Origin of the sequence: Leclercia sp. UBA5958, assembly GCF_002430365.1 — a bacterium.
Lineage (GTDB): Bacteria > Pseudomonadota > Gammaproteobacteria > Enterobacterales > Enterobacteriaceae > Enterobacter > Enterobacter pneumoniae.
Window position 1 is genome coordinate 441,501 of the sequence record NZ_DJCE01000011.1, and the last position, 26,420, is coordinate 467,920.

The 26,420-nt window shown below is 55.4% G+C and carries 25 protein-coding genes; 10 read left to right on the plus strand and 15 right to left on the minus strand.

The annotated features are described in order from the left end of the window. The first annotated feature begins 27 nt into the window (after window positions 1–27). Entirely contained in the window at window positions 28–1,026 is a 999-nt protein-coding gene (locus B2Q93_RS17645; RefSeq protein WP_046884647.1) for a bile acid:sodium symporter family protein, read from the plus strand. On the opposite strand, the gene B2Q93_RS17650 is transcribed toward B2Q93_RS17645, so the two are convergent. The 3 genes from B2Q93_RS17650 to zipA form a co-directional block, all read right to left on the minus strand. Next, the gene (locus B2Q93_RS17650; protein WP_003861328.1) at window positions 1,023–1,238 is read right to left on the minus strand and encodes a DUF3820 family protein; all 216 of its coding nucleotides are present in this window, start codon (window positions 1,236–1,238) and stop codon (window positions 1,023–1,025) included. The two genes, B2Q93_RS17645 and B2Q93_RS17650, sit on opposite strands and share 4 nt — an antisense overlap. A gap of 1 nt (window position 1,239) precedes the next feature. After that, complete coding sequence (gene ligA / locus B2Q93_RS17655; RefSeq protein ID WP_046884646.1) at window positions 1,240–3,255, minus strand: NAD-dependent DNA ligase LigA; 2,016 nt, start codon at window positions 3,253–3,255, stop codon at window positions 1,240–1,242. 67 nt (window positions 3,256–3,322) lie between these two features. Beyond that, window positions 3,323–4,330, minus strand: a complete 1,008-nt coding sequence (gene zipA / locus B2Q93_RS17660; protein WP_040074590.1) for a cell division protein ZipA — start codon at window positions 4,328–4,330, stop codon at window positions 3,323–3,325. A 230-nt stretch (window positions 4,331–4,560) separates the two neighbouring features. Between zipA and cysZ the strand changes: the two genes are divergently transcribed. The 5 genes from cysZ (at window position 4,561) to crr (ending at window position 9,406) form a co-directional block, all read left to right on the plus strand. Further along, a complete protein-coding gene (gene cysZ / locus B2Q93_RS17665; RefSeq protein ID WP_040074589.1) occupies window positions 4,561–5,322 on the plus strand; it encodes a sulfate transporter CysZ in 762 nt (253 codons plus the stop codon). A gap of 153 nt (window positions 5,323–5,475) precedes the next feature. Beyond that, window positions 5,476–6,447, plus strand: a complete 972-nt coding sequence (cysK, locus tag B2Q93_RS17670) for a cysteine synthase A (RefSeq protein ID WP_046884645.1) — start codon at window positions 5,476–5,478, stop codon at window positions 6,445–6,447. A 379-nt stretch (window positions 6,448–6,826) separates the two neighbouring features. Continuing rightward, window positions 6,827–7,084 (plus strand): phosphocarrier protein Hpr, encoded by a 258-nt coding sequence (gene ptsH / locus B2Q93_RS17675; RefSeq protein WP_000487600.1) that lies wholly within the window; start codon window positions 6,827–6,829, stop codon window positions 7,082–7,084. Window positions 7,085–7,128: 44 nt separating this feature from the next. Then, entirely contained in the window at window positions 7,129–8,856 is a 1,728-nt protein-coding gene (ptsI, locus tag B2Q93_RS17680) for a phosphoenolpyruvate-protein phosphotransferase PtsI (RefSeq protein WP_040074587.1), read from the plus strand. 40 nt (window positions 8,857–8,896) lie between these two features. Further along, the gene (crr, locus tag B2Q93_RS17685) at window positions 8,897–9,406 is read left to right on the plus strand and encodes a PTS glucose transporter subunit IIA (RefSeq protein WP_003861316.1); all 510 of its coding nucleotides are present in this window, start codon (window positions 8,897–8,899) and stop codon (window positions 9,404–9,406) included. A 44-nt stretch (window positions 9,407–9,450) separates the two neighbouring features. On the opposite strand, the gene pdxK is transcribed toward crr, so the two are convergent. The 10 genes from pdxK to B2Q93_RS17735 form a co-directional block, all read right to left on the minus strand. Continuing rightward, the gene (gene pdxK, locus B2Q93_RS17690) at window positions 9,451–10,287 is read right to left on the minus strand and encodes a pyridoxine/pyridoxal/pyridoxamine kinase (RefSeq protein WP_040074585.1); all 837 of its coding nucleotides are present in this window, start codon (window positions 10,285–10,287) and stop codon (window positions 9,451–9,453) included. Window positions 10,288–10,292: 5 nt separating this feature from the next. After that, window positions 10,293–11,204 (minus strand): cysteine synthase CysM, encoded by a 912-nt coding sequence (cysM, locus tag B2Q93_RS17695; protein WP_040074584.1) that lies wholly within the window; start codon window positions 11,202–11,204, stop codon window positions 10,293–10,295. A 67-nt stretch (window positions 11,205–11,271) separates the two neighbouring features. After that, on the minus strand, window positions 11,272–12,366 hold the full coding sequence (gene cysA / locus B2Q93_RS17700) for a sulfate/thiosulfate ABC transporter ATP-binding protein CysA (RefSeq protein WP_040074583.1): 1,095 nt from the start codon (window positions 12,364–12,366) through the stop codon (window positions 11,272–11,274). Then, window positions 12,356–13,231, minus strand: a complete 876-nt coding sequence (gene cysW / locus B2Q93_RS17705) for a sulfate/thiosulfate ABC transporter permease CysW (protein WP_046884643.1) — start codon at window positions 13,229–13,231, stop codon at window positions 12,356–12,358. Before cysW ends, cysA begins: the two co-directional genes overlap by 11 nt. After that, window positions 13,231–14,064 carry a sulfate/thiosulfate ABC transporter permease CysT gene (gene cysT / locus B2Q93_RS17710; protein WP_040074581.1) on the minus strand — a complete coding sequence of 278 codons (834 nt, stop codon included), beginning with the start codon at window positions 14,062–14,064 and terminating at the stop codon, window positions 13,231–13,233. The genes cysW and cysT overlap by 1 nt, the downstream gene beginning before the upstream one ends. Beyond that, window positions 14,064–15,080 (minus strand): thiosulfate/sulfate ABC transporter substrate-binding protein CysP, encoded by a 1,017-nt coding sequence (gene cysP / locus B2Q93_RS17715; protein WP_233801539.1) that lies wholly within the window; start codon window positions 15,078–15,080, stop codon window positions 14,064–14,066. The genes cysT and cysP overlap by 1 nt, the downstream gene beginning before the upstream one ends. 171 nt (window positions 15,081–15,251) lie before the next feature. Next, window positions 15,252–16,151, minus strand: coding sequence for a Dyp-type peroxidase (locus B2Q93_RS17720; protein WP_040074579.1), 900 nt, complete (start codon window positions 16,149–16,151; stop codon window positions 15,252–15,254). Between the two features lie 94 nt (window positions 16,152–16,245). Continuing rightward, complete coding sequence (locus B2Q93_RS17725; protein WP_046884641.1) at window positions 16,246–16,821, minus strand: RpoE-regulated lipoprotein; 576 nt, start codon at window positions 16,819–16,821, stop codon at window positions 16,246–16,248. Window positions 16,822–16,883: 62 nt separating this feature from the next. Next, on the minus strand, window positions 16,884–17,333 hold the full coding sequence (locus tag B2Q93_RS17730; protein ID WP_040074577.1) for a DUF2919 domain-containing protein: 450 nt from the start codon (window positions 17,331–17,333) through the stop codon (window positions 16,884–16,886). After that, on the minus strand, window positions 17,320–17,745 hold the full coding sequence (locus tag B2Q93_RS17735) for a GNAT family acetyltransferase (RefSeq protein ID WP_040074576.1): 426 nt from the start codon (window positions 17,743–17,745) through the stop codon (window positions 17,320–17,322). Before B2Q93_RS17735 ends, B2Q93_RS17730 begins: the two co-directional genes overlap by 14 nt. Window positions 17,746–17,958: 213 nt before the next feature. Between B2Q93_RS17735 and amiA the strand changes: the two genes are divergently transcribed. Both amiA and hemF read left to right on the plus strand, forming a co-directional pair. Next, window positions 17,959–18,831, plus strand: coding sequence for an N-acetylmuramoyl-L-alanine amidase AmiA (gene amiA, locus B2Q93_RS17740; protein ID WP_046884640.1), 873 nt, complete (start codon window positions 17,959–17,961; stop codon window positions 18,829–18,831). Continuing rightward, window positions 18,831–19,730 carry an oxygen-dependent coproporphyrinogen oxidase gene (hemF, locus tag B2Q93_RS17745; RefSeq protein WP_286933939.1) on the plus strand — a complete coding sequence of 300 codons (900 nt, stop codon included), beginning with the start codon at window positions 18,831–18,833 and terminating at the stop codon, window positions 19,728–19,730. Before amiA ends, hemF begins: the two co-directional genes overlap by 1 nt. Window positions 19,731–19,841: 111 nt before the next feature. Here hemF and maeB read toward each other — a convergent pair whose 3' ends face one another. After that, the gene (gene maeB / locus B2Q93_RS17750; protein ID WP_046884638.1) at window positions 19,842–22,121 is read right to left on the minus strand and encodes an NADP-dependent oxaloacetate-decarboxylating malate dehydrogenase; all 2,280 of its coding nucleotides are present in this window, start codon (window positions 22,119–22,121) and stop codon (window positions 19,842–19,844) included. Between the two features lie 292 nt (window positions 22,122–22,413). On the opposite strand from maeB, the gene tal reads away from it, so the two are divergent. Beyond that, window positions 22,414–23,364 carry a transaldolase gene (gene tal, locus B2Q93_RS17755; RefSeq protein WP_207292182.1) on the plus strand — a complete coding sequence of 317 codons (951 nt, stop codon included), beginning with the start codon at window positions 22,414–22,416 and terminating at the stop codon, window positions 23,362–23,364. A gap of 19 nt (window positions 23,365–23,383) precedes the next feature. Continuing rightward, a complete protein-coding gene (gene tkt, locus B2Q93_RS17760; protein WP_040074571.1) occupies window positions 23,384–25,372 on the plus strand; it encodes a transketolase in 1,989 nt (662 codons plus the stop codon). Here the strand turns inward: tkt and B2Q93_RS17765 are convergent. Beyond that, complete coding sequence (locus B2Q93_RS17765) at window positions 25,369–26,412, minus strand: DUF1176 domain-containing protein (protein ID WP_286933940.1); 1,044 nt, start codon at window positions 26,410–26,412, stop codon at window positions 25,369–25,371. The two genes, tkt and B2Q93_RS17765, sit on opposite strands and share 4 nt — an antisense overlap. Window positions 26,413–26,420 lie beyond the last annotated feature (8 nt).

Here is a 26,420-nt window from a genome sequence, read left to right on the forward strand (position 1 = left end):
TAGCAGCATCTGTTTTCAGGAGTGGTTATGAAAATTTTAAAGATTCTTGATCCGTTTACGTTAACGCTGGTGGTCACCGTATTACTCGCCTCTTTCTTCCCGGCGAGGGGCGGTTTTGTCCCCTTCTTTGAAGGGCTGACCACCGCCGCTATCGCGCTGTTGTTCTTTATGCATGGCGCAAAGCTGTCGCGCGAAGCAATTATTGCGGGCGGTAGCCACTGGCGGCTGCACCTCTGGGTGATGTGTAGCACTTTCGTTATCTTCCCGGTGCTGGGCGTGCTTTTTGCCTGGTGGGCCCCCGTTAACGTAGATCCGGCGCTCTATAGCGGCTTCCTTTATCTGTGCATTCTGCCTGCCACCGTCCAGTCCGCCATTGCCTTTACCTCACTTGCAGGGGGTAACGTTGCGGCTGCGGTCTGTTCGGCGTCGGCCTCAAGCCTATTGGGGATCTTCGTATCGCCATTGCTGGTAGGGCTGGTCATGAATCTGCACGGCGCAGAAGGCAGCCTCGAGCAGGTGGGTAAAATCATGCTGCAACTGCTGCTGCCATTTGTGCTGGGACATCTTTCCCGCCCCTGGACTGCCGCCTTTGTGGCAAAACACAAGAAGTGGATCTCTAAAACTGACCAGACTTCCATTTTGCTGGTGGTCTACTCTGCCTTCAGTGAAGCGGTAGTCAACGGTATCTGGCATAAAGTGGGCGTGGGTTCGTTGCTGTTTATCGTGGTGGTAAGCCTGGTGCTGCTGGCGATTATTATTGGCATCAACGTGTTTGCCGCCCGCCGCTTCGGCTTCAATAAAGCGGATGAGATCACTATTGTCTTCTGTGGGTCGAAAAAGAGCCTGGCGAACGGTATCCCGATGGCCAATATCCTCTTCCCGACAGCGGCAATAGGGATGATGGTGCTGCCGCTGATGATCTTCCATCAATTGCAGCTGATGCTCTGCGCAGTGCTGGCGCGCCGTTATAAACAGCAGACCGAGAAGTTGCAGGCGCAGGAAGAGACCCGCGCCGCAAAGGCTTAAGGGCGTTTCAGGGGCTGAACCAGCTGAGTCAGCCCCTCTGTTTTGATCAGTAACGTGATAGCCATCAGCTCACCAAGTCGCCCGGCAGGGAATTCATCTTTACGGGCAAACCACAGCAGATACTCTTCCGGCAAATCAATCAGCCTGCGGCCCTTATATTTACCGAATGGCATCTCTGTATTGGCAATCTCAACAAGCTGCTCTTTCTCCACGTTACTCTCCCAGCAGACGCATCATTTCATCTTCGTCGATAACGTCAATGCCAAGCTCCTGCGCTTTCGCCAGTTTTGAGCCGGCCGCTTCGCCGGCGATCACCAGATCGGTTTTCTTTGAGACGCTACCCGCTACTTTCGCCCCCAGTGCCACCAGACGCGCTTTCGCATCATCACGTGAAAGCTGGCTAAGGCTGCCCGTCAATACCACGGTTTTACCCGCAAACGGACTGTCGATCTCCTCGGCATTGACCACCACTGGCGCAGGCCATTGAATGCCCTCTGCCAGCAGGTTGCCAATCACCTCGCGGTTGCTCTCTTCAGCAAAGAAGTTGAAGACGTGTGTCGCAACCACAATACCGACATCCGGCACCTTTTGTAGTTCGTCAATGCTGGCTTTTTCAAGCGCCTCCAGGGTACCGAAGTAGGCCGCCAGCCCGGCTGCCGTCGCCTCACCCACTTCACGGATCCCCAGCGCATAGAGGAAGCGGGCAAAGGTAGTCTGTTTCGCGGCTTCCAGAGCATTGACCACATTCTGCGCCGATTTAGGTCCCATACGATCAAGGCCCGTCAGCTTACCGGCGGTCAGCCTGAACAGATCGGCTGGGTTATGGACGTACTCTTTCTCGACCAGTTGATCGATAATTTTGTCACCCATGCCGTCCACATCCATGGCGCGGCGGGAGACAAAGTGCTTCAGCGCCTCTTTACGCTGCGCACCGCAGATCAATCCGCCGGTGCAGCGGGTAACGGCCTCACCTTCCACACGCTCCACATCAGAGCCGCACACCGGACAGTGGGAGGGGAAGACGATAGCGCGGGTATCGGCCGGTCGCTCGGACTCCACCACGTTAACGACCTGCGGAATAACGTCCCCTGCGCGCCGTATGACCACTTTGTCGCCAATGCGCAGACCCAGGCGCGCGATTTCATCGGCATTATGTAGCGTGGCGTTGCTCACCAGCACGCCAGCCACCTGGACGGGCTCAAGGCGCGCCACCGGCGTGATTGCCCCGGTTCGTCCTACCTGGAACTCGACGTCCCGAACAACGGTCAGCTGTTCCTGTGCCGGGAATTTGAAAGCCACTGCCCAGCGCGGAGCGCGCGCCACAAAGCCAAGCTGCTCCTGTAACGCGAGCGAGTTGACCTTGATCACCACGCCATCAATATCGAAGCCGAGCGTTGGGCGGTCCTCTTCAACCTTGCGGTAGAACGCCAGCACGGCTTCGGGAGAATCGCAAAGCTGCACGCGATTGCTCACCGGCAGGCCCCACTCTTTAAACTGGAGTAAACGTCCCAGATGGGTATCCGGCAGTTCACCACCCTCCAGTATTCCTACCCCATAACAGAAGAAAGTAAGTGGTCGCTTCGCGGTGATACGCGGGTCAAGCTGGCGCAATGAACCAGCCGCAGCGTTACGGGGGTTGGCGAAGACTTTTCCACCCGTACGGCGAGCGTCGTCGTTAATTTTTTCAAACCCGGCCTGCGGCAGGAACACTTCTCCGCGCACTTCCAGCCGCGCAGGGATGTTGTCGCCGTGCAGCTTCAGCGGAATGGCGCGAATGGTGCGGACGTTTGTGGTGATATCTTCACCGGTAGTGCCATCGCCGCGGGTGGCGGCACGTACCAGCACACCGTTCTCATACAGCAAGCTCACCGCCAGGCCATCGAGCTTAAGCTCACAGCACCAGGTCAGTACATCCACGCTCTTTAAACGGTCTTGCACGCGTTTATTAAAGGCGAGGAAGCTCTCTTCATCAAAAACGTTATCCAGGGACAGCATCGGCACTTCATGACGTACCTGAGTAAACGCCGTCAGCGGCGTGGCACCCACGCGCTGGGTAGGCGAGTCCGGTGTGATAAGCTCCGGATGCTGCGCTTCGAGATCGCGCAGTTGGCGCAGCAGGCGATCGTACTCCGCGTCCGGGATTTCGGGGGCATCCATCACGTGATACAGGTATTCATGATGGCGAAGCGTGGTTCGCAGTTCAGTGAGTTGTTGTTCGATAGAGTCCATGTCGCACCATCAATGAGAAAAACCCCCGACAGGCGGGGGTTGATAAGGGATGAAACGAACGCCAGGCTTAGGCGTTTGCTTCCTTAACTTCGCGGATACGGTCCTGATACTCACGCAGCTTCTGCGGCGTCATCATGCGACGCTGATCGTCAAGTACCACCCCGCCCACTTCATCGGCGATATGCTGAGCGGACTGCAGCATCAGCTTAAAGTTTTGCACTTCATCACCGTAAGAGGGCACCTGCATAAAGATTGTGACGCCGGGCGTGGTGAAATCACCGGTCATTTCGGGGTCAAAGGTCCCCGGATTCACCATATTGGCCAGGCTAAAGAGGGCTGGGCCGCTGCCGTCCGGACTCAGATGACGATGGAAGATATTCATATCGCCAAACTTAAAACCGGCCTGCTGAATACTGTTCAGTAATACATCACCGTTTAACCATGTCCCATGATGCGCAGCGACGTTCATGACGATGACCGTCTCTTTACGCTGCGGTTTTTCTACCACGGGCTCTTCAACCACAACCGGCTCTGGTTCAACTACTGGCGTAGGCTGCTGCACCTGAACAGGCTGCGGCTCTGGCTGCAGTGGCTGTTGCACAGGCTGCGGCTGATGGACAGGCTGCTGTTGCACAGGCTGAGGCTGGTGCACAGGCTGCGGTTGATGCACAGGCTGCTGTGCTGCGGGTTGCGGAGCCTCCGGCTGAGTCTGTACAGGCTGCTGCGGCTGATGAACAGGCGCTTCTACCGGTGCCGGCTTAGCGGGGCGCGGCTGAGCAGAGGCATACGGCGGCTGGTACTGGTGCTGCGAAGGACGGGGGGCTTCGTGCTCCCCAAAGCCTGCGCCGGGCGCACTGTGAGTACGATGAACGCGAACTTCACCCACGCCTTCGTCTTCAGATTCCATGTCGTCATCATCGTTCTCATCGTCACGTTGAGACTTCATGCGCTTTAGTGGGCGATCGCGAAACATAGAGGAACGCTCTTTACGGCTGGTCCAGAAACCGTGCACCAGTAAAGCGAGTATGGCGATCGCGCCAACAATGATTAATATCAGACGCAAATCCTGCATCATTATATTCTCTGTTGTTCTAACACCTTGCCACCACGGCAAACATTTACTCACTAAGAGTATTTGCCGATTACGTCAAGTGCAAGTGGATGCAGAGCATTCACCGCATAAAGATGAATTAAATCGTGCTTTTTGCTGTTTTTTCGAACATTTCCGAACTGGTCAACAGCGTGCAACTGGCTAATATAGGCAGGCAATTTCACTGGTTGCGATAAAAGGAGCTCAACCTGGTTATGGTTTCATCAAATTCTACCTCCCCTCGCAGTGGCGTCTGGTACTTTTCACAAGGCTGGAAGCTGGTCTCCCTGCCAGGCATCCGCCGTTTTGTGATCCTGCCACTGGTGATCAATATCTTACTGATGGGGGGCGCATTCTGGTGGCTGTTTCATCAGCTCGATAGCTGGATCCCATCATTGATGAGTCATGTACCCGACTGGCTGCAATGGCTGAGCTATCTGTTATGGCCTATTGCAGTCATTTCCGTGTTACTGGTCTTTGGCTACTTTTTCTCAACCCTGGCGAACTGGATTGCGGCGCCGTTTAACGGTCTACTGGCCGAACAGCTCGAAGCGCGCCTTACCGGCGCAACGCCGCCCGATACCGGCATCCTGGGCATCATGAAAGATCTGCCGCGCATCATGAAACGCGAGTGGCAAAAGCTCGCCTGGTACCTCCCCCGTGCCGTGGTGCTGCTGATTCTCTATTTTATCCCCGGTATCGGACAAACCGTGGCCCCGGTGCTCTGGTTCTTGTTTAGCGCCTGGATGCTGGCGATTCAATACTGCGACTACCCCTTCGACAACCATAAAGTGCCTTTTAAAGAGATGCGCACGGCTCTTCGTTCGCAAAAAGTTGCGAATATGCAGTTTGGTGCCCTGACGAGCCTCTTCACGATGATCCCGCTGCTTAACCTCTTTATTATGCCCGTCGCCGTCTGTGGCGCGACCGCCATGTGGGTGGACTGCTACCGTCCGAAACATGCTTTGTGGAAATAAGGTCAAAAAGGAGTGGCTTATATCACTCCTTATTCCATACTGATCCCCATTATTTCCTTGTAGCATATAGATATGCGAATTCCTTACTTCCCCATACTTATTCAGCAGGTATGCTGGGTCGGTATCCCAATTTCATACAGTTAAGGACAGGCCATGAGTAAGATTTTTGAAGATAACTCGCTGACTATCGGTCATACGCCCCTGGTTCGACTGAACCGTATCGGTAATGGACGCATCCTGGCGAAGGTCGAATCACGTAACCCGAGCTTCAGCGTGAAATGCCGTATCGGTGCCAACATGATTTGGGATGCGGAAAAACGTGGCGTGTTGAAAGCGGGCGTTGAACTGGTTGAGCCAACCAGCGGGAACACCGGTATTGCTCTGGCCTACGTCGCCGCGGCGCGTGGTTATAAACTGACGTTAACCATGCCTGAAACCATGAGTATCGAACGCCGCAAACTGCTGAAAGCGCTGGGGGCGAATCTGGTGCTGACTGAAGGTGCCAAAGGGATGAAAGGTGCCATCCAGAAAGCAGAAGAAATTGTTGCCAGCGATCCGGCTAAATATTTGCTGCTTCAGCAGTTCAGCAACCCGGCAAACCCGGAAATTCACGAGAAAACCACCGGTCCGGAAATCTGGGAAGATACTGACGGCCAGGTCGATGTGTTTATCTCCGGTGTGGGTACCGGCGGTACGCTGACGGGCGTAAGCCGTTATATTAAAGGCACGAAGGGCAAAAAAGATCTCATTACCGTCGCCGTCGAGCCAACAGATTCCCCGGTCATTGCTCAGGCACTGGCAGGTGAAGAGTTAAAACCAGGTCCGCACAAAATTCAGGGCATTGGAGCAGGCTTCATCCCGGGTAACCTGGATTTGAAGCTTATCGATAAAGTGGTTGCCATCAGTAACGACGAAGCGATTTCTACCGCACGCCGCCTGATGGAAGAAGAGGGTATTCTGGCGGGTATCTCCTCTGGTGCCGCCGTGGCCGCTGCGTTAAAATTGCTTGAAGATGAAACCTTTACCAACAAGAATATCGTGGTTATTCTGCCGTCTTCGGGTGAGCGTTATTTAAGTACGGCCCTGTTTGCCGATCTCTTCACTGAGAAAGAACTGCAACAGTAATGCCAGAATGTAAATAACGCGTAAAAAAGCACCCTTATGGGTGCTTTTTTGTGGCCCACGTCAAACTTTTGCCTCTATCGGCATTGCTTCACCCTGTTAGCTCTGGTATTTAAGCTGGCAATTATTTTGATGCGCGAAATTAATCAACGCACGAAATCACGCTGCTGAATCGATTTTATGATTTGGTTCAAGTCTTGCTTCCACGGCATAATGTTTAATGTGACGAAGCGTCAGTTGCAAGACATGCAGGCACCAGGTTACGTCATGCGCTAACGTATACCGCGTACCCTTAAGTCGGTGCTAACAATACAGGCTAAAGTGGAGCCGCCAGGCTAGACTTTAGTTCCACAACACTAAACCTATAAGTTGGGGAAATACAATGTTCCAGCAAGAAGTTACCATTACCGCTCCGAACGGTCTGCACACCCGCCCTGCTGCTCAGTTTGTTAAAGAAGCAAAAGGCTTCACTTCTGAGATCACTGTGACTTCCAACGGCAAAAGCGCCAGCGCAAAAAGCCTGTTTAAACTGCAAACTCTGGGCCTGACTCAGGGTACCGTCGTCACCATCTCCGCTGAAGGCGAAGACGAGCAGAAAGCAGTTGAGCATCTGGTAAAACTGATGGCTGAGCTCGAGTAAGTATCCGGGTTCTTTTCAATATCAGTCACAAGTAAGGTAGGGTTATGATTTCAGGCATTTTAGCATCCCCGGGTATCGCTTTCGGCAACGCACTTCTGCTGAAGGAAGACGAGATCGTCATCGACCGGAAAAAAGTTTCTGCCGACAAGGTTGATCAGGAAGTTGAACGTTTTCTGAGCGGTCGTGCAAAAGCATCTGCGCAGCTGGAAGCGATCAAAACAAAAGCTGGTGAAACTTTTGGCGAAGAAAAAGAAGCCATCTTCGAAGGGCATATCATGCTGCTCGAAGATGAGGAGCTGGAGCAGGAAATCATAGCCCTGATTAAAGATAAGGGCATGACGGCCGACGCGGCTGCGCATGAAGTTATCGAAGGCCAGGCAACCGCCCTGGAAGAACTGGATGATGAGTACCTGAAAGAGCGTGCGGCTGACGTACGTGACATCGGTAAGCGCCTGCTGCGCAACATCCTGGGTCTGGCAATCATCGACCTGAGCTCCATTCAGGACGAAGTTATTCTGGTTGCTGCTGACCTTACCCCATCTGAAACCGCACAGCTGAACCTGAACAAGGTGCTGGGTTTCATCACCGATGCGGGCGGACGTACCTCCCACACCTCAATTATGGCGCGTTCTCTGGAGCTGCCAGCCATTGTGGGCACCGGTAGCGTCACCACTCAGGTGAAAAACAACGACTATCTGATTCTGGATGCCGTAAACAACAAAGTTTACGTCAACCCAACTAACGAAGAGATCGAGCAACTGCGTGCCGTTCAGGAGCAGGTTGCTACCGAGAAAGCCGAACTCGCGAAGCTGAAAGATCTGCCGGCTATCACGCTGGATGGTCATCAGGTTGAAGTTTGCGCTAACATCGGTACCGTCCGTGACGTCGATGGCGCTGAGCGCAACGGTGCGGAAGGTGTGGGTCTGTATCGTACTGAATTCCTGTTCATGGACCGTGACGCGCTGCCTACTGAAGAAGAGCAGTTCGCCGCATACAAAGCCGTTGCTGAAGCCTGTGGCTCTCAGGCGGTCATTGTCCGTACCATGGACATCGGTGGCGACAAAGAGCTGCCGTACATGAACTTCCCGAAAGAAGAGAACCCGTTCCTGGGCTGGCGTGCAGTGCGTATTGCCATGGATCGCAAAGAGATCCTGCGTGACCAGGTTCGCGCCATTCTGCGTGCTTCCGCTTTCGGTAAGCTGCGCATCATGTTCCCGATGATCATCTCCGTTGAAGAAGTGCGTGCGCTGAAGAAAGAGATCGAAATCTTCAAACAGGAACTGCGTGACGAAGGTAAGGCATTTGACGAGTCAATCGAAGTGGGCGTGATGGTGGAAACACCGGCAGCGGCGACAATTGCGCGTCATTTAGCCAAAGAAGTCGACTTCTTTAGTATTGGTACCAATGATTTAACGCAGTACACCCTGGCAGTTGACCGTGGTAATGATATGATTTCACATCTCTACCAGCCAATGTCGCCGTCCGTACTGACGCTTATCAAGCAAGTTATTGATGCTTCTCATGCTGAAGGTAAATGGACAGGCATGTGTGGTGAGCTTGCAGGCGACGAACGTGCTACACTTCTGTTGCTGGGTATGGGTCTGGACGAATTCTCTATGAGCGCCATTTCCATCCCGCGCATTAAGAAGATTATCCGTAACACGAACTTCGAAGATGCGAAGGTATTAGCAGAGCAAGCTCTTGCTCAACCGACAACGGACGAGTTAATGACGCTGGTTAACAAGTTCATTGAAGAAAAAACAATCTGCTAATCCACGAGATGCGGCCCAAATTACTGCTTAGGAGAAGATCATGGGTTTGTTCGATAAACTGAAATCTCTGGTTTCTGATGATAAAAAAGACTCCGGAACTATTGAGATTGTTGCTCCGCTCTCCGGCGAGATCGTCAACATCGAAGACGTGCCGGATGTAGTGTTCGCAGAGAAAATCGTTGGTGATGGCATTGCTATCAAACCGACCGGTAACAAAATGGTTGCACCGGTTGACGGTACTATCGGTAAGATTTTTGAAACCAACCACGCGTTTTCTATCGAATCTGATAGCGGTATTGAACTGTTCGTACACTTCGGTATCGACACCGTCGAACTGAAAGGCGAAGGCTTCAAGCGCATCGCTGAAGAAGGTCAGCGTGTGAAAGTGGGCGACCCGGTCATTGAATTCGATCTGCCATTGCTGGAAGAGAAAGCCAAGTCTACCCTGACGCCGGTTGTGATCTCCAACATGGACGAAATCAAAGAACTGATCAAACTGTCTGGCAGCGTCACCGTGGGCGAAACCCCGGTTATCCGCATCAAGAAGTAATTTGCCACACAGAAAAATGGCGCCTTCGGGCGCCATTTTTGTTTCTACGCTGGGAGAATAAGCTCGTCGTAGCCCTTTTGCAGGGTATAGTCCATCACTTCAGTCACCCTATTACCGGCCAGTGCTATCGCCTCAGCTACCGGCTTGCCTCGTACGATACCGCTTACCAACTCTGAGCAGAACAGATCGCCCGTCCCTTTCAGATCGGCCTGCACGCGCGGATGCGCGCTCACGCTAACGCCCCCGGCCGTCACCAGCACCACGTGAATGTGGTCGGGATCCGCCGCAACGGGTGCGCTGGTGATGGCGACCCACTTCAGCGTCTCGCTGAGCAGACTTTTCGCCGCCGCAATTGCGCTCTCCGGCGTACGACAGGACTGGCCGCTCAGTACTTCCAGTTCGAAAACGTTGGGCGTAATCCCCTGCGCTAACGGCAGCAGATACTGGCGGTAGGCTTCAGGGATCTCGGGCTTAACGTACATCCCGCTATCCACATCGCCGATCACCGGATCGACCAGCACCAGCAGTTCGGGATGGCTGGCTTTAATCGCACTCAGCCATTTGGCCAACAGCGCAATCTGGCTGGCGCTCCCCATATAGCCCGTGGTCACTGCCTTCAGTTCACGCAGGACGTCACGCTCTTCCAGCGCCTGCAGATAGCCGACAAACCACTCGTCAGGAATGACGCCGCCGTAGAAGGTGTCATAGTGTGGCGTATTACTGAAAAGCACCGTAGGAACGGCGGTGACGGTAAGCTGATGGCGGCGAATGTTTGGCACCGCAACGCTGTTACCCACGCTGCCATAAACGACCTGAGACTGTACCGCCACGATATCGCTCTGCTGCGCCCGGGTTTTATCCCGAAATAAAATCATCTCCATGAGGCTTAAATCCCCGCACCCTGCGAATAACTCTCTTCACCAAAGACGCCCGTAGAAAGATAACGATCGCCACGATCGCAGATAATCGCCACTACGACCGCGCCCGGATGTTGCGCGGCGACACGCAACGCACCGGCTACTGCGCCACCCGAACTGACGCCACAGAAGATACCTTCGCGCATGGCCAGCTCACGCATTGTATTTTCCGCCTCGCGCTGATGAATATCCAGTACCTGATCCACCAGTTGTGCATTATAAATGCCCGGCATATATGCCTGCGGCCAGCGACGAATGCCCGGGATACTGCTCCCCTCTTCCGGCTGTAAGCCAACTATCGTGACCGCGCTGGGCTGCTCGCGCAGAAAGCGCGACACGCCGGTAATGGTTCCGGTGGTGCCCATGCTGGAGACAAAATGGGTGATCCGCCCCCCGGTCTGCTGCCAGATTTCCGGGCCAGTGGTGGTGTAATGCGCATACGGGTTATCCGGATTATTGAATTGATCCAGCAGCTTACCCTCGCCCCGACTGGCCATCTCAAGGGCCAGGTCGCGTGCCCCTTCCATCCCCTGCTCCTTCGTGACCAGAATGAGCTCGGCGCCGTAGGCCCGCATGGCAGCCCGTCGCTCCTGGCTCATGTTGTCGGGCATCAGCAGTTTCATGCGATAACCTTTCAGGGCAGCGATCATCGCCAGCGCAATGCCGGTGTTGCCGCTGGTCGCTTCAATCAGCACGTCGCCGGGCTTAATCTCGCCCCGCAACTCGGCCTGCACAATCATCGACAGCGCAGCTCTGTCTTTCACCGAACCCGCAGGATTATTGCCTTCCAGTTTAACCCAGACTTCGCTGCCATTGGCTGGCCCCATGCGCTGAAGCCTGACCAGAGGAGTGTTGCCGATGGTTTGCTCTAATGTGTTCACGATTTTTGCTCAATAAAAAGCCCGGCTAGCGCAGCGCCACCGGGCGATAAACATACTGATTAACCTATCAGGCTGATTCGGCCAGAGCAAGATCCCCACGCGTTTCGATACGCGCTTTCCCGTGATAGATACGGGCATGCTGTAGCCCGACAAATAAGCGCTCACCGCGGTGTGGCGGGGTTTCATCGCGCATGACTACCGTCAGGGGATCGGTGTACCAGCCCAGCGGTTGTACCACCAGCTGGGTATAGTGTCCTTTCGGGCTGGCCTCCAGTACCTGCACCGGCAGCGGGGAGTCGAGGCTGGTACGGCGACTGACATCCACTTCCCACGGACGCAGGAAGAGATCCACTGGCCCCTGGTGCGCGGGGGTATAACCCAGCGGCCAGCGGTGCGCGCCGACGTGAAACTGCCCGCCGCGCACGGTGCCATGCAGGCGGTTGACTTCGCCCATAAACTCCAGCACGAAACGGGTCGCCGGTTCACGCCAGAGCTGCTCTGGTTCGTCTACCTGTTCAATGTTCCCCTGGCTCATCACCACTACCCGGTCGGCCACTTCCATCGCCTCTTCCTGATCGTGGGTAACGAACACGCTGGTGAACTGCAGCTCTTCATGCAGTTGACGCAGCCAGCGACGCAGCTCTTTACGCACCTGTGCGTCCAGTGCGCCAAAGGGTTCATCCAGCAGCAGGATTTGCGGTTCAACGGCCAGCGCACGCGCCAGGGCGACACGCTGCTTCTGCCCGCCGGAAAGCTGAGCGGGAAAACGATCCGCCAGATGGGCGAGCTGCACCATCTCCAGCAGTTTGGTTACTTTCGCTTTAATTGCCGCCGCATTGGGGCGTTCGCGGCGCGGCAGCACGGTCAGGCCGAAGGCGATGTTATCGAACACCGTCATATGGCGGAACAGCGCATAGTGCTGGAACACAAAACCCACTTTACGGTCACGGGCATGCAGGCGGCTCACGTCGGTACCGTGGAAGCGGATATGTCCGCTGGTCTGGTGCTCAAGCCCGGCGATGATGCGCAGCAGCGTGGTTTTACCAGAGCCGGACGGCCCCAGCAGCGCGACCATTTGTCCGGAAGGGATATCCAGCGAGATATCGTTCAGCACCTGGGTGCGACCAAAAGACTTCTTAATATTGGCAATCTCAATGCTCATGATTTCCCTCCTGATGCTGGCGTTTTTCCTGATTTTCTAAACGCCACTGCACCACACTCTTTAAAAACAGGGTCAAAATCGCCATCAGCGTCAGCAGGGCTGCAGCGGTAAAGGAGCCGACGGTGTTATAGTCCTGCTCCAGCAATTCAATCTGTAACGGCAGTGACAGTGTTTCACCGCGAATCGAGCCGGAGACCACCGACACAGCGCCAAACTCGCCAATGGCGCGGGCGTTGGTCAGTACCACGCCATAGAGCAATGCCCAGCGAATATTCGGCAAGGTGACTCGCCGGAACATTTGCCAGCCGGATGCGCCCAGCAACACCGCGGCTTCATCTTCATGGCTGCCCTGGCTTAACATCACCGGCACCAGCTCACGGACAACAAACGGACAGGTCACAAATATGGTCACCAGCACCATTCCCGGCCAGGAGAACATAATCTGCAGGTTGTGCTCATCCAGCCATTCGCCCAGCGGGCCGTTGGAGCCGTAAAAGAGCAGGTACACCAGGCCCGCCACCACCGGCGAAACGGCAAACGGGATATCCAGTAAGGTCAGCAGCAGCTGACGGCCCGGGAAGTTAAAGCGCGTGACCAGCCATGCCAGCAGGATGCCAAACACCAGGTTTACCGGAACCGTGATCAACGCGATCATCACCGTCAGCCAGATGGCGTGCAGCATGTCCGGGTCGGCGAGGTTTTGCAGCGCGGGCATAATCCCCTTGCTGAAGGCCTGCACAAAGATATAGACCATTGGCACCACGAGGATAAAGACAGACACCACCGCCCCGGTACCAATCAAAAACCATTTACCCCAGTTGATGCGGGGTGCGTCGTAGCGCTTCAATTGTGTAACTTCCGCCATCAGTGACCTACCACACGTCGCCCAAAGCGACTTTGCAGAGTGTTAATTGAGAACAGCAGCAGCAGCGATGCCGCGAGGATCACCGAGGCGATGGCGCTCGCCGCCGGGTAATCAAACTCCTGTAAGCGAACAAAAATCATCAGCGAGGTGACTTCGGTCTTCCAGGCGATGTTGCCGGCAATGAAGATGACCGCACCAAACTCTCCCAGGCTTCGGGTAAAGGAGAGCGCTACGCCCGCCAGCAGCGCAGGAGAGAGCTCCGGCAGTACGACTTTGCGAAAACTCTGCCAGCGCGTCGCGCCCAGCGTTTCCGCCGCTTCTTCATATTCCGGCCCTAACTCTTCCAGCACCGGCTGTACGGTACGTACCACAAAAGGAATGCTGGTAAACGCCATGGCCACCGCGATGCCGAGCCAGGTATACGTCACTTTGATATCAAACTTTGCCAGCCACTCGCCGTAAAAACCGTTCACCGAGAACAGCGAGGCCAGCGTCAGGCCGGCCACCGCCGTGGGCAGCGCAAAGGGTAAATCCATCAGCGCATCCAGCAGCGTACGACCCGGAAAACGATAGCGGGTTAAGATCCACGCCATCAGCAGACCGAACACGCCGTTAAAAATGGAGGCGACAAACGCAGAGAGCAGCGTCACTTTGTAAGCCGCCACCACCTGCGGGTTAGTGATCACTTCCCAGTACTGGGCCCAGCTCATTTCGGAGAGCTGCATGGCCAGCGCGCTAAGCGGTAATAATAAAATCAGACAGACGAACAGCAGGCTGGTCCCAAGGCTTAAAGTAAAGCCCGGCAGCACGCGTCTGGAGGAGACTGCAAACATTACTTACGCCCCGCCGCCAGCAATTTGTCTAACTCGCCGCCGCTAGTGAAGTGCGTTTTCATCACCTCAGGCCAGGAGCCAAACTTCTCTTCCACACGGAACAGCTGCGTCTGCGGGAATTTGTCTTTCAGTTTGTCCATGACTTCCGGGTTATTCACACGGTAGTAGTAATCGGTAATGATGGATTGCGCCTGTGGGCTGTAGAGCCAGTTCAGATACGCTTTCGCCGCTTTCTCAGTGCCGTTGGCCTCGACGTTTTTATCTACCCACGCCACCGGGAATTCCGCCAGAATATTGGTCTTCGGAATCACGACCTCAAAGCCCTGAGCTTCATACTGCTTACGGATGTTGTTCACTTCCGATTCAAAGCTGATCAACACATCGCCCAGGCCACGTTCGGCAAAGGTTGTGGTCGCGCCACGTCCGCCGGTATCGAACACTTCAACGTTTTTCAGGAACTGGGTCATGAACTGCTCGGTTTTGGCTTTATCGCCACCGTCAGCGTTATCTGCCGCCCCCCAGGCCGCCAGATAGGTGTAGCGCGCGTTACCGGAGGTTTTAGGATTCGGGAAGATCAGTTTCACGTCAGAACGCACCAGGTCGTTCCAGTCGTGAATATTTTTCGGGTTGCCCTTACGCACCAGGAAGCCCATGGTGGAGTAGAACGGTGAGCTGTTATTGGGTAGGCGGCTTTGCCAGTTGGCCGGGATCAGCTTGCCCTTGTCATGCAGGATCTGCACGTCTGTCACCTGGTTGTAGGTCACCACATCCGCCTTCAGACCCTGCAGGATCGCCAGCGCTTGCTTGGAAGAGCCCGCGTGGGATTGCTTAATGGTCAGCTTGTCTCCGTTGTTCTCTTTCGCCCACTGCTGTTCAAACGGCGGGTTAAGGGCGGCAAACAGCTCGCGGGAGACGTCATAGGAGCTGTTAAGCAGCTCAGTTGCCTGCGCCTGCGCCACCAGCAGCACGGAAGCAGCCAGCGTCAGATATCCTTTTTTTAGTAACGTAACGGCCATTGAGCACCCTTATAAATGTGATGACTATCTTATGGTCATAATATTTATAACGAGTACGAAAGGAGTAACGGTTTTATATACCGTTTGGTGATTTACAAGCAGAAAAGAGAATAAGGGTGCGGCCTGAAGCCCGCACCCCAGCCCTCTCCCGCGGGAGAGGGAGGAAGGCTTTTACAACGCCAGCAGACGCTCGACGGACGGGGCGAAATAGTAGCCACCGGTCACCGGTTTGGTGAAGCGCAGCATCGCGTCGCGCTTACCGTCGGTATCACCAAACATACTCAGCAGCTGCTGCTCAATGTTATAGAGACGCGCGCAGTAGGCACAGAAGTAAAGACCATGCGTGCCGCTCGCCGTGCCATAGGGCAGGCTCTGGCGCACAATCTTCAGCCCTTTGCCGTCTTCTTTCAGATCGACGCGGGTCAGGTGAGAGGTCACCGGGCGATCGTCGCCGTCGATCTCTTCATTGGCCTGTTTGGTACGGCCAATCATCATCTCCTGGTCATGCACGCTCATGCGGTTAAGCTGCTTCAGGTTATGCTCCCAGCGCTGAACGAATACATAACTGCCGCCCGCATCCACGCCCTCTTTAATGACCGCCACGTCGCGGCGCGTCTCTTCCCCGGCTGGGTTTTCAGTACCGTCGACGAAGCCGCTCAGATCGCGCTCTTCAACCCAGCGGAAACCATGGACCTCGTCCTGCACCTCGATGCTGTCGCCAAAGGCTTCCAGCGCCGCCTGGGCAACAGAAAAATTCACGTCATGACGCAGGGAAAGAATATGAATCAACACGTCATACTGGGTAGCCGGTGCCAGACCTTTCCCGTAAGGGATGAAGTCTTTCAGCTCTTCTGCCCCCTCACCGCCGCTCAGCTGACGCCAGACGTTGTTTCCGAAAGCAACGACCGCGCCCAGGTGTGCCTCGGGAAATGCGGCCTGGAAAGTGGCCAGTTTATCGATAAAAATTTTGCTGGCCGCACGCAGGGCATCGACATCCCCTTTAATATTGGCTTCCATCCAAATCGCCGCGCGGCAATGTTCTGGCAAAATGCCACTCTGAACCTGAGACATCGCTCCTCCTGAAAAAAAAGATGCCACGTCAGCGTGGCATTGTTGGCGGCGATTATACCCGCTTTTTCAGCAAGGCAGATTGTCCAGACGCAATTTACTGCTGCCAGATAATTTTGCTGACTTTCCAGTTCTTCAGGGTATCGTCAGAAGGCATTAACCCTTCCGGGCCGCTCCAGCTGCCGCTAAACAGATAACGGATGTGCTGGCTCTCTTTCGCTTTACACTCAACCCCAACGCCTTCCTCTACCACGGCGCTGGTACAGTTTCCGAATGCTTTCTGATACAGGTCACTGAACGGCGTGCCGATTTTGACTCCACTGTCGGTTTCAATCTCGCTATCCAGGACTTCAACGCGTTTTACCGCACTATTATCACCGCTGATAACCAGCGCCAGCTTGTCATCTTTCAGCGCTTCGTAATAACGCACGATATTGCCATTTTCGGTTTTCATCCCGCTACGCAGGCGATAATCGCTGCTTAGCGCTGAGGCGATCGCCTCCTGCTCCATCGGCGTGGCGGAGGTGATATTGCCTACCCCCTCCTCGGTAACCTCGGTGGAGGCGCCAAACCAGTTCCAGGGATAAGCCGCAGACCAGTTAACCGACGAGAGAGTGGAACAACCCGTCAACACAACGGGGAGCGCGCAGATCAATAAACGCAGCGATTTCATGAGAGGGTCCTTTCTGGTTAATTCAACGCTTGTTGGAGTGCATCATCGGCAAAAAGTGCCGTTTAATCTTTCTCAGGTATGAAACAGGCGCGCAGACGGGGATTAGTGACCAGCCATAACAGCGCCACGATGTCCGCAATCACCAGCGTAATTCCAATGCCGCTTAACGGTTCGCCCTGCAGCCAGAGCCAGGGCTGCCAGGCCAACAGGATGAGCTGCGCCGCAATCAGCAGACTACGCAGCGCGAACCACAGGCGGGGCCAGAGATGGCGTCGTCCGCTCAGCAAAAACGCCAGCACCGCAGGCACGCCCGGTAATAGCCCGAGCCAGAAGTTATCGTGATCGGGATAAAAGAGATTTAGCAGGGTGTTGCCCTGATCGCGTGAGGCCCCTGCCAGCACAAAGAGCACCCAGGTGCGTGCCTGTAGTAACAATACGCACCAGAACAAGAGCGGCAAGCGCATGCGTCCCTGGCTGTCGTAGTCGCCGGGGTGAAACTCAATACTCTTCATCTTCTATCAGGCGCTTGCCGAGGGTCAGCACATCGGCGTGTTCATAAGCCAGCCGTTCGTACATCCCCAGCACCACATCGTTGTCTTCGCGAACCATGATCTGAATTTTGGGACAGCCGCGGGCAATCAATTTCTTCTCGAGACGGTTGAGCAACGCATTGGCAATACCGCGTCCACGGAACTCCGGATGCACACCAAGATAGTAGGCCGAGCCGCGATGGCCATCGTAACCGCCCATCACCGAGCCAACCACTTCGCCATTCACTTCCGCCACCAGGAACAGACTGACGTCATGATTAAGCTTACGTTCAATATCCATTTCCGGATCATTCCAGGGGCGCAGAAGATCGCAACGCTCCCACAGGGTGATGACCTCTTCGAAATCTGCCTGGCGAAAAACGCGTATCTCCATGGTATTAGCCGCCTTTTTAGGTTCAAAAACAGTGATTATCGCCCGAACGCCGCGTTTAGCCAATATTCGGGGAAAATCTCACCAAAATTTGGCATAATGTCACTCTGTCACGTATTGAAATGAAAAGTAAAACAATTATTAGCAAGGACTGTCGTAACGCGAAAGACGATACGATATAACACCAGGACCCCCATTTTTTACAATTCAGGCCGCATGAGCACATTCAAACCATTAAAAACACTCACATCGCGTCGTCAGGTTCTCAAAGCGGGGCTGGCAGCCTTAACTTTATCCGGCATTGCAAAAGCCCAGGCCAAGGAAGAGAGCACGCTTAAAACCAGTAACGGACACAGTAAACCTAAAGCTAAAAAACCGGGCGCTAAGCGCGTGGTCATGCTCGATCCGGGCCACGGCGGCATCGATACCGGTGCCATTGGCCATAACGGCTCTAAAGAGAAACATGTCGTGCTGGCGATTGCAAAAAAAGTGCGGACAATTTTACGCAGCAACGGCATTGACGCACGGCTGACCCGCACCGGTGATACCTTTATTCCCCTGTACGATCGGGTGGAAATTGCCCACAAGCACGGCGCGGATCTGTTTATGTCTATCCACGCGGACGGCTTTACTAATCCGAGCGCGGCCGGTGCCTCGGTGTTCGCCCTTTCGAACCGCGGCGCCAGTAGCGCCATGGCGAAATATCTTTCGGATCGCGAAAACCGCGCCGATGAAGTGGCCGGGAAAAAAGCCACCGATAAAGATCATCTTCTCCAGCAGGTGCTGTTTGACCTGGTGCAAACCGACACCATCAAAAACAGCCTGACCCTCGGGTCGCATATTCTGAAGAAGATTCGGCCCGTGCACCGTCTGCACAGTAAAGGGACCGAGCAGGCTGCCTTTGTAGTGCTGAAATCGCCCTCCATCCCCTCTGTGCTGGTGGAAACCTCCTTTATTACTAACCCGGAAGAGGAGCGCTTACTCGGCACTACCGCTTTCCGCCAGAAGATCGCTAACGCTATCGCCTCCGGGATAATCAGTTACTTTAACTGGTTCGATAATCAAAAAGCCCACGTGAAGAGACGCTGATGAAACCAAATGCGCAACGGGTTAAAACCTTCTTGCTACAGTTGCAGGACCAGATTTGCCAGAAATTGACCGCCGTTGACGGCGGAGCGTTTCAGGAAGATGAGTGGCAGCGCGAAGGCGGCGGCGGCGGGCGCAGTCGGGTGCTGCGTAACGGCGGTATCTTTGAGCAGGCCGGCGTGAATTTCTCGCACGTCCATGGCGATACAATGCCTGCCTCGGCCACCGCTCACCGTCCGGAGCTGGCAGGCCGCAGCTTCGAGGCGATGGGGGTTTCGCTGGTGGTCCATCCCCACAGCCCTTTTGTACCGACCAGCCATGCTAACGTGCGCTTTTTTATTGCCGAAAAACCCGGCGCCGAGCCGGTATGGTGGTTTGGCGGTGGCTTCGATTTAACGCCTTTTTACGGCTTTGAAGAGGATGCCGTTCACTGGCACCGTACGGCCCGCGATCTTTGCCAGCCCTTCGGTGACGAGGTGTATCCCAAATACAAAAAGTGGTGTGACGACTATTTCTATCTGAAGCACCGCGACGAGCAACGGGGTATCGGCGGGCTCTTTTTTGACGATCTCAACACGCCGGATTTTGATACCGCTTTCGCCTTTATGCAGGCGGTGGGTAGCGGCTATACCGACGCGTATCTTCCCATTGTGGAACGGCGTAAGGATACCGATTACGGCGTACGAGAGCGTGAGTTCCAGCTTTATCGCCGGGGGCGTTACGTAGAGTTTAATCTGGTGTGGGATCGCGGCACGCTGTTTGGTTTGCAGACCGGCGGGCGTACGGAGTCGATTCTGATGTCGATGCCGCCGCTGGTGCGCTGGGAGTATAATTTCGAGCCAAAAGAGGGCAGCCCGGAGGCTGCCCTGAAGGATTTTATTCGGGTTCGGGACTGGGTGTAGCCTTTATCCCCTCACCCCGGCCCTCTCCCTGAGGGAGAGGGAGAAAACGGGGGTTGCCGTCAGTCCCCTCTCCCCGTGGGAGAGGGTTAGGGTGAGGGGGAGAAATAAAAACTATAGCGGCTGCGTCTGCGCCTCTACCACCGCCAGCGCCACCATGTTCACAATACGACGCACAGAGGCGATCGGCGTCAGCACATGTACCGGCTTCGCCACCCCCATCAGCACAGGACCAACCGTCACCCCTTCAGAGCTGGAGACACGCAGCAGGTTGTAGCTGATACGCGCCGCTTCGACGTTCGGCATAATTAGCACGTTCGCCGAGCCTTTCAGCGGGCTGTCCGGCATACGCTCATTGCGGATACTCTCCACCAGCGCGGCATCACCGTGCATTTCACCATCAATCATCAGCTCAGGCGCACGCGCGCGCACCCGTTCCAGCGTCTCGCGCATCTTGCTCGCCGCCGGAGATTTTGATGACCCGAAGTTAGAGTGCGACAACAAGGCTACCTTTGGTTCGATCCCGAAACGACGCACGGTTTCTGCCGCCATCACGGTGATTTCAGCCAGCTGCTCCGGCGTCGGATCGTCATTCACATAGGTATCAGCGATAAAGGTGTTACCGCTTGGCAACAGCAGCGCATTCATCGCCCCCGCCGTATGGACACCCTCACGATAGCCGAAGATCTCCTGCACCACGGTAAAGTGCTCGTGGTAATCCCCTACCGTGCCGCAGATCAGGGCGTCGGCTTCACCGCGGTGGACCATGATCGCGCCGATCACCGTGGTATTGCTGATGACCGCTTTCTGCGCCTGCTCCTGGGTGATCCCGCGACGTTTCATGATCGCGTAATATTCGTTCCAGTACTCTTTAAAGCGCGGATCGGATTCGTTGTTCACGATCTCAAAATCCACGCCCGGTTTAATCTGCAGCCCCAGCTTCTGGATACGCATCTCAATCACGCTCGGACGGCCAATCAGAATCGGCTTCGCCAGACCTAAGGTGATCAACTCCTGCGTAGCATGCAGCACGCGCGCCTCCTCACCCTCTGCCAGCACCACGCGCTTCGCGTCTGCGCGTGCCTGGGAGAAGATAGGCTTCATAAACAGGTTCGTTTTGTAGACGAACTCGGTCAGTTTATCGACGTAGGCATCAAAGTCCTGAATCGGCCGCATGGCTACACCGGAGTCCATCGCTGCCTTCGCCACTGCCGGGGCGATCTTCACAATCAGGCGCGGGTCGAACGGTTTCGGAATAATGTAATCCGGACCAAAGCTGAGATCCTGATCGCCGTAGGCCGAAGCTACCACTTCGCTCTGTTCGGCGTGAGCCAGTTCGGCGATGGCGTGAACGGCGGCCAGCTTCATCTCTTCGTTGATTGCCGTCGCACCCACGTCCAGTGCGCCGCGGAAGATGAACGGGAAGCACAGCACGTTGTTCACCTGGTTTGGGTAATCAGAACGGCCGGTACAGATAATGGCGTCTTCACGCACCGCTTTCGCCAGCGGCGGCAGAATTTCCGGCTCCGGGTTGGCCAGCGCCAGAATCATCGGCGCACGAGCCATCTTCTTCACCATCTCCTGGGTCAGCACTTTCGGGCCGGAGCAGCCGAGAAAGATATCCGCGCCGTCAATCACATCATCCAGCGTGCGCTTGCCGTCATCCACGACCGCATAGGCGGCTTTGGTTTCGGCCATATTGGGTTCGCGATCTTTGTAGATAACCCCTTTTGAGTCGCAGACCACAATATTGTGCTTCTGCATACCCAGCGCCACCAGAAGGTTCATACAGGCGATGGCTGCCGCACCGGCACCGGATACCACCATACGCACGTCAGAGATGTTTTTCTCTACCACCCGCAGGCCGTTCAGAATGGCGGCTGTACTGATAATGGCGGTGCCATGCTGGTCGTCATGGAACACCGGAATATTCATGCGTTCGCGCAGTTTTTGTTCAATATAGAAACACTCTGGCGCTTTGATATCTTCGAGGTTAATACCGCCGAAGGTTGGCTCCAGCGCGGCCACCACGTTGATAAACTTATCGGGATCGAGCTCATCGACCTCGATATCAAACACGTCGATACCGGCGAATTTCTTGAACAGAACGCCCTTCCCTTCCATCACCGGCTTGCCCGCCAGCGCACCGATATTGCCAAGTCCCAGCACCGCGGTACCGTTAGAAATCACCGCCACCAGGTTGCCGCGCGCGGTGTATTTGTAGGCAGCGAGCGGATCTTTCTCAATTTCCAGGCAAGGGGCGGCAACGCCCGGCGAGTAGGCTAGCGCCAGGTCACGTTGCGTGGCGAGAGGTTTGGTGGGGGAAACCTGGATTTTACCGGGAACCGGGAATTCATGAAAATCGAGGGCACTCTGTTTCAACTGATCGTCCATCTTATCCTTCCTTTAACGTATCGTTCAAAATGGGTGCTGTTTTTCTGTCCTGAGGCACACCCTGGCGTGCCGCATAGTATCGCCGCTGGCTGCGGTTCAAACTTTGAAGGCTGCCAAACTCTGACCAACAAACAACAAAATTTGTTATCAATTTATAACAAGCCTGTTACCCACCCGCCAAAGCAAGACCCTCCTCGTCTGCTATGCTTTTTTGTTAAGCACGTCGCGAATTTTCCAGAAGTGTGATCCAACGCACTCGACTAACTCTTTTGATTTCAAGGAGTCATACTTTATGAACCAACTAGACGGCATCAAACAATTTACCACCGTCGTTGCCGACAGCGGTGATATTGAATCTATCCGTAGCTACCAGCCGGAAGATGCGACCACCAACCCTTCGCTGCTGTTAAAGGCCGCGGGATTGACCCATTTCAGCCATCTCATTGACGACGCCATCGCCTATGGTAAGCAGCGCGGTAAAACGCAAGAGCAACAGGTAGCAGAGGCCAGCGACAAATTGGCGGTAAATATTGGTGCGGAAATTCTGAAAAGTATTCCCGGCCGTGTTTCAACCGAGGTTGACGCCCGCCTCTCCTTCGATAAAGAGAAGAGCATTAACAAGGCCCGTCGTCTGGTTGAGCTTTATCAGGACCAGGGCATCGATAAGTCGCGCATTTTGATCAAGCTGGCCTCGACCTGGGAGGGGATCCGGGCGGCGGAACAGCTGGAGAAAGAGGGAATCAACTGTAACCTGACGCTACTGTTCTCATTTGCTCAGGCCCGTGCCTGCGCCGAGGCTGGCGTCTATCTTGTCTCCCCGTTTGTTGGCCGCATCTATGACTGGTATCAGGCAAAAGAGCCGATGGACCCCTACGTGGTCGAGCAAGACCCCGGCGTGAAATCCGTACGTAATATCTACGATTATTACAAGCAGCACCGCTACGAAACCATCGTGATGGGTGCCAGCTTCCGCCGCACTGAACAGATCCTCGCCCTGGCCGGCTGCGACCGCCTGACCATCTCCCCGGATCTGCTGAAAAAGCTGCAGGACAAAGACGAGACCGTCATGCGTAAGCTGATCCCTACCTCAACCGTGCTGCCGAAGCCGAAGGCGATGACCGAAGCCGAATTCCGCTGGGAGCATAACCAGGATGCAATGGCCGTCGAAAAACTGGCAGACGGCATTCGTCAGTTTGCCGTTGACCAGCGCAAGCTTGAAGATCTGCTCGCCGCCAAACTTTAAATCAGCCATGGAGTGAACTATGTCCCGTAAAGAGTTAGCCAACGCCATACGCGCCCTTAGCATGGATGCCGTGCAAAAAGCCAATTCCGGCCATCCGGGGGCACCGATGGGCATGGCCGATATCGCCGAAGTGCTGTGGAACGACTTTCTGAAGCACAATCCTAACGATCCGGCCTGGTACGACCGCGATCGCTTCATTTTGTCTAACGGCCACGCCTCCATGCTGCTCTATAGCCTGCTGCACCTCTCTGGCTACGACCTGCCGCTGGAAGAGTTGAAAAACTTCCGTCAGCTGCACTCCAAAACGCCAGGCCACCCGGAGCTGGGCTACACGCCGGGCGTTGAAACCACTACCGGGCCGCTGGGCCAGGGGCTGGCCAATGCCGTGGGGCTGGCCATCGCAGAGCGCACCCTGGCGGCGCAATTTAATCAGCCGGGCCATGACATCGTCGATCACTTTACCTACGTCTTTATGGGCGACGGCTGTCTGATGGAGGGGATCTCGCACGAGGTCTGCTCCCTGGCCGGCACCCTGGGGCTTGGCAAACTGATCGGTTTTTACGATCACAACGGCATCTCCATTGATGGCGAAACCGAAGGCTGGTTCACCGACGATACGGCCAAGCGCTTCGAGGCGTACCACTGGCACGTTGTTCACGAAATTGACGGCCACGATCCTGAGGCGGTGAAAAAAGCGATTCAGGAAGCGCAGAGCGTGAAGGACAAACCGTCCCTGATTATCTGCCGGACCACCATCGGCTTCGGCTCGCCGAACAAAGCGGGCAAAGAAGAGTCGCACGGCGCGGCGCTGGGTGAAGAAGAGGTGGCGCTGACCCGCCAGAAACTGGGCTGGAAATATCCCGCCTTTGAGATCCCGAAAGAGATCTATAGCGCCTGGGATGCCCGCGACAAGGGGAGTAAAATCCAGGCCTCGTGGAATGAGAAATTTGCCGCGTATAAAAACGCGCATCCGGAGCTGGCCGCCGAGTTTACCCGCCGGATGAGCGGCGGTATGCCAGAAGCCTGGGAAGAGAAGACCCAGGCGCTGATTGAGGAGCTGCAAGCTAATCCGGCGAAAATCGCTACACGTAAGGCGTCGCAAAACACCCTTAACGCACTGGGGCCGATTCTGCCCGAGCTGCTTGGCGGTTCCGCGGACCTGGCGCCGAGCAACCTCACCATCTGGTCGGGGTCGACATCGATTAAAGAGGACCAGGCCGGTAACTACATCCACTACGGTGTACGTGAGTTCGGCATGACCGCCATCGCCAACGGTATAGCCCATCACGGTGGCTTTGTGCCTTATACCGCGACCTTCCTGATGTTTGTGGAGTATGCGCGTAATGCCGCGCGCATGGCGGCACTGATGAAAGCGCGACAGATCATGGTGTATACCCACGACTCCATCGGGCTGGGGGAAGATGGGCCGACCCACCAGGCGGTGGAACAGCTGGCGAGCCTGCGCCTGACGCCAAACTTTAGCACCTGGCGTCCTTGCGATCAGGTCGAGGCCGCAGTGGGCTGGAAGCTGGCCATAGAGCGCCATAACGGCCCGACGGCGCTGATCCTGTCGCGTCAGAATCTGGCGCAGATTGAACGTACGCCGGAGCAGGTCAAAAACATCGCCCGCGGTGGCTACATCCTGAAAGACAGCGGCGGCAAGCCGGACGTGATCCTGATTGCCACCGGCTCGGAAGTGGAGATCACCGTGAAGGCGGCAGAAAAACTTACCGCTGAAGGTCATGCGGTACGGGTGGTTTCTCTGCCTTCGACGGACATTTTTGATGCCCAGGATGAGGAATACCGTGAGTCGGTGCTGCCTTCAGATGTGAGCGCCCGCGTGGCGGTCGAGGCCGGAATTGCCGACTACTGGTATAAATATGTCGGCCTGAAGGGGGCGATTGTCGGCATGCGGGGATACGGCGAATCGGCCCCGGCCGATAAGCTCTTCCCGTACTTCGGCTTTACGGTCGAAAACGTGGTGGAAAAAGCACAGAACCTGCTTTAACGGGTGATCCACAAGGTGGGCCAGGCATCTGGCCCATGCCAGTTATCGCAGCTTGGCTCTTCAGCATACCGCACCAGACGAAAGCGCTGGCCATTAAAACGCCAGCGCGTCTGGATGCCACAATCGGCAATACCCCGCCCTAACGCAAGAGTGGTGAGTTCGCGATTTTTCTCATCGAATCCTGCATTCATCAGCTCCATATCACTGCTCTCACTTGCGGCAACAAACGGCAGACGCAGGCGGACAGCCCGTGCGGCAAAAGGTTTTTTACGCGAAACCAGCCACGCCAGATCCACGGTATTATAGGCCCCCGCTTCACAGCTAATCATCATCAACGCTTTATCATCGGTCAGGGCCGTTACCCGTACCTCCCGGCGCGCCGGATCGAGCGAGCACTGGCTGTTATTCATCCGCCAGGTACCGTAATCAATTAAATCGCTGCGCTCCTGACGCGTCAGGGGCGTAGGCGTTGGATTAATTACCGCTACCTCTTTTAGCGCCGGTGCGGGTGGCACGCTGAGCGGCGGATCGTCGCCCTTTTTAATCCAGGCGGTTTCACTGCCCACACGCTTTTGCTGGCTGTCGATAAACAACAGCGTGGCCTTCAGGCCATCGAGGGAGATCTCTTGCTTGCCCCGGTTCAGGGCGATCATATGCTTTTCCTGAATGGTGGCCAGGAACGCATTAATAGTGGCGGTATCGTCAGTTGATAAACGCCAGGGGGAGAGTTGCCAGTGCCGGGTATCGAGCGCTAACGGTTCGCCATCGAGAAGTAAACGGGGGGCGATCGCCGGTTCGCCGGCAGAAGGGGTCGCCAGCCCGCCGAGTTCAATGCGCAGGACCGCATCGGTTTTGGCACCGGCGCTACGACTCAGGGTCATCACCAGCCCTTTATGCTCGTTAATATTGCGCGCAATACAAAAATTCTGATTGTTGCAGGTCACCTGCCAGTCAGAAAAAGCTCGCTGCGCGGGGGCCGCCTGCACAAAAAGTGCCGGCAGCATAGTGAGCATAAAGATAAATAAATAGCTGTGACGCATGTATGGCA

What these genes read in the sequence shown, in the direction of transcription:
- B2Q93_RS17645 (WP_046884647.1), top strand. Translation starts at nt 28, where the DNA reads ATGAAAATTTTAAAGATTCTTGATCCGTTTACGTTAACGCTGGTGGTC.
- ligA (WP_046884646.1), bottom strand. Translation starts at nt 3,255, where the DNA reads ATGGACTCTATCGAACAACAACTCACTGAACTGCGAACCACGCTTCGC.
- zipA (WP_040074590.1), bottom strand. Translation starts at nt 4,330, where the DNA reads ATGATGCAGGATTTGCGTCTGATATTAATCATTGTTGGCGCGATCGCC.
- cysZ (WP_040074589.1), top strand. Translation starts at nt 4,561, where the DNA reads ATGGTTTCATCAAATTCTACCTCCCCTCGCAGTGGCGTCTGGTACTTT.
- cysK (WP_046884645.1), top strand. Translation starts at nt 5,476, where the DNA reads ATGAGTAAGATTTTTGAAGATAACTCGCTGACTATCGGTCATACGCCC.
- ptsH (WP_000487600.1), top strand. Translation starts at nt 6,827, where the DNA reads ATGTTCCAGCAAGAAGTTACCATTACCGCTCCGAACGGTCTGCACACC.
- ptsI (WP_040074587.1), top strand. Translation starts at nt 7,129, where the DNA reads ATGATTTCAGGCATTTTAGCATCCCCGGGTATCGCTTTCGGCAACGCA.
- crr (WP_003861316.1), top strand. Translation starts at nt 8,897, where the DNA reads ATGGGTTTGTTCGATAAACTGAAATCTCTGGTTTCTGATGATAAAAAA.
- pdxK (WP_040074585.1), bottom strand. Translation starts at nt 10,287, where the DNA reads ATGGAGATGATTTTATTTCGGGATAAAACCCGGGCGCAGCAGAGCGAT.
- cysA (WP_040074583.1), bottom strand. Translation starts at nt 12,366, where the DNA reads ATGAGCATTGAGATTGCCAATATTAAGAAGTCTTTTGGTCGCACCCAG.
- cysW (WP_046884643.1), bottom strand. Translation starts at nt 13,231, where the DNA reads ATGGCGGAAGTTACACAATTGAAGCGCTACGACGCACCCCGCATCAAC.
- cysT (WP_040074581.1), bottom strand. Translation starts at nt 14,064, where the DNA reads ATGTTTGCAGTCTCCTCCAGACGCGTGCTGCCGGGCTTTACTTTAAGC.
- cysP (WP_233801539.1), bottom strand. Translation starts at nt 15,080, where the DNA reads ATGGCCGTTACGTTACTAAAAAAAGGATATCTGACGCTGGCTGCTTCC.
- B2Q93_RS17720 (WP_040074579.1), bottom strand. Translation starts at nt 16,151, where the DNA reads ATGTCTCAGGTTCAGAGTGGCATTTTGCCAGAACATTGCCGCGCGGCG.
- B2Q93_RS17725 (WP_046884641.1), bottom strand. Translation starts at nt 16,821, where the DNA reads ATGAAATCGCTGCGTTTATTGATCTGCGCGCTCCCCGTTGTGTTGACG.
- B2Q93_RS17730 (WP_040074577.1), bottom strand. Translation starts at nt 17,333, where the DNA reads ATGAAGAGTATTGAGTTTCACCCCGGCGACTACGACAGCCAGGGACGC.
- B2Q93_RS17735 (WP_040074576.1), bottom strand. Translation starts at nt 17,745, where the DNA reads ATGGAGATACGCGTTTTTCGCCAGGCAGATTTCGAAGAGGTCATCACC.
- amiA (WP_046884640.1), top strand. Translation starts at nt 17,959, where the DNA reads ATGAGCACATTCAAACCATTAAAAACACTCACATCGCGTCGTCAGGTT.
- hemF (WP_286933939.1), top strand. Translation starts at nt 18,831, where the DNA reads ATGAAACCAAATGCGCAACGGGTTAAAACCTTCTTGCTACAGTTGCAG.
- maeB (WP_046884638.1), bottom strand. Translation starts at nt 22,121, where the DNA reads ATGGACGATCAGTTGAAACAGAGTGCCCTCGATTTTCATGAATTCCCG.
- tal (WP_207292182.1), top strand. Translation starts at nt 22,414, where the DNA reads ATGAACCAACTAGACGGCATCAAACAATTTACCACCGTCGTTGCCGAC.
- tkt (WP_040074571.1), top strand. Translation starts at nt 23,384, where the DNA reads ATGTCCCGTAAAGAGTTAGCCAACGCCATACGCGCCCTTAGCATGGAT.
- B2Q93_RS17765 (WP_286933940.1), bottom strand. Translation starts at nt 26,412, where the DNA reads ATGCGTCACAGCTATTTATTTATCTTTATGCTCACTATGCTGCCGGCA.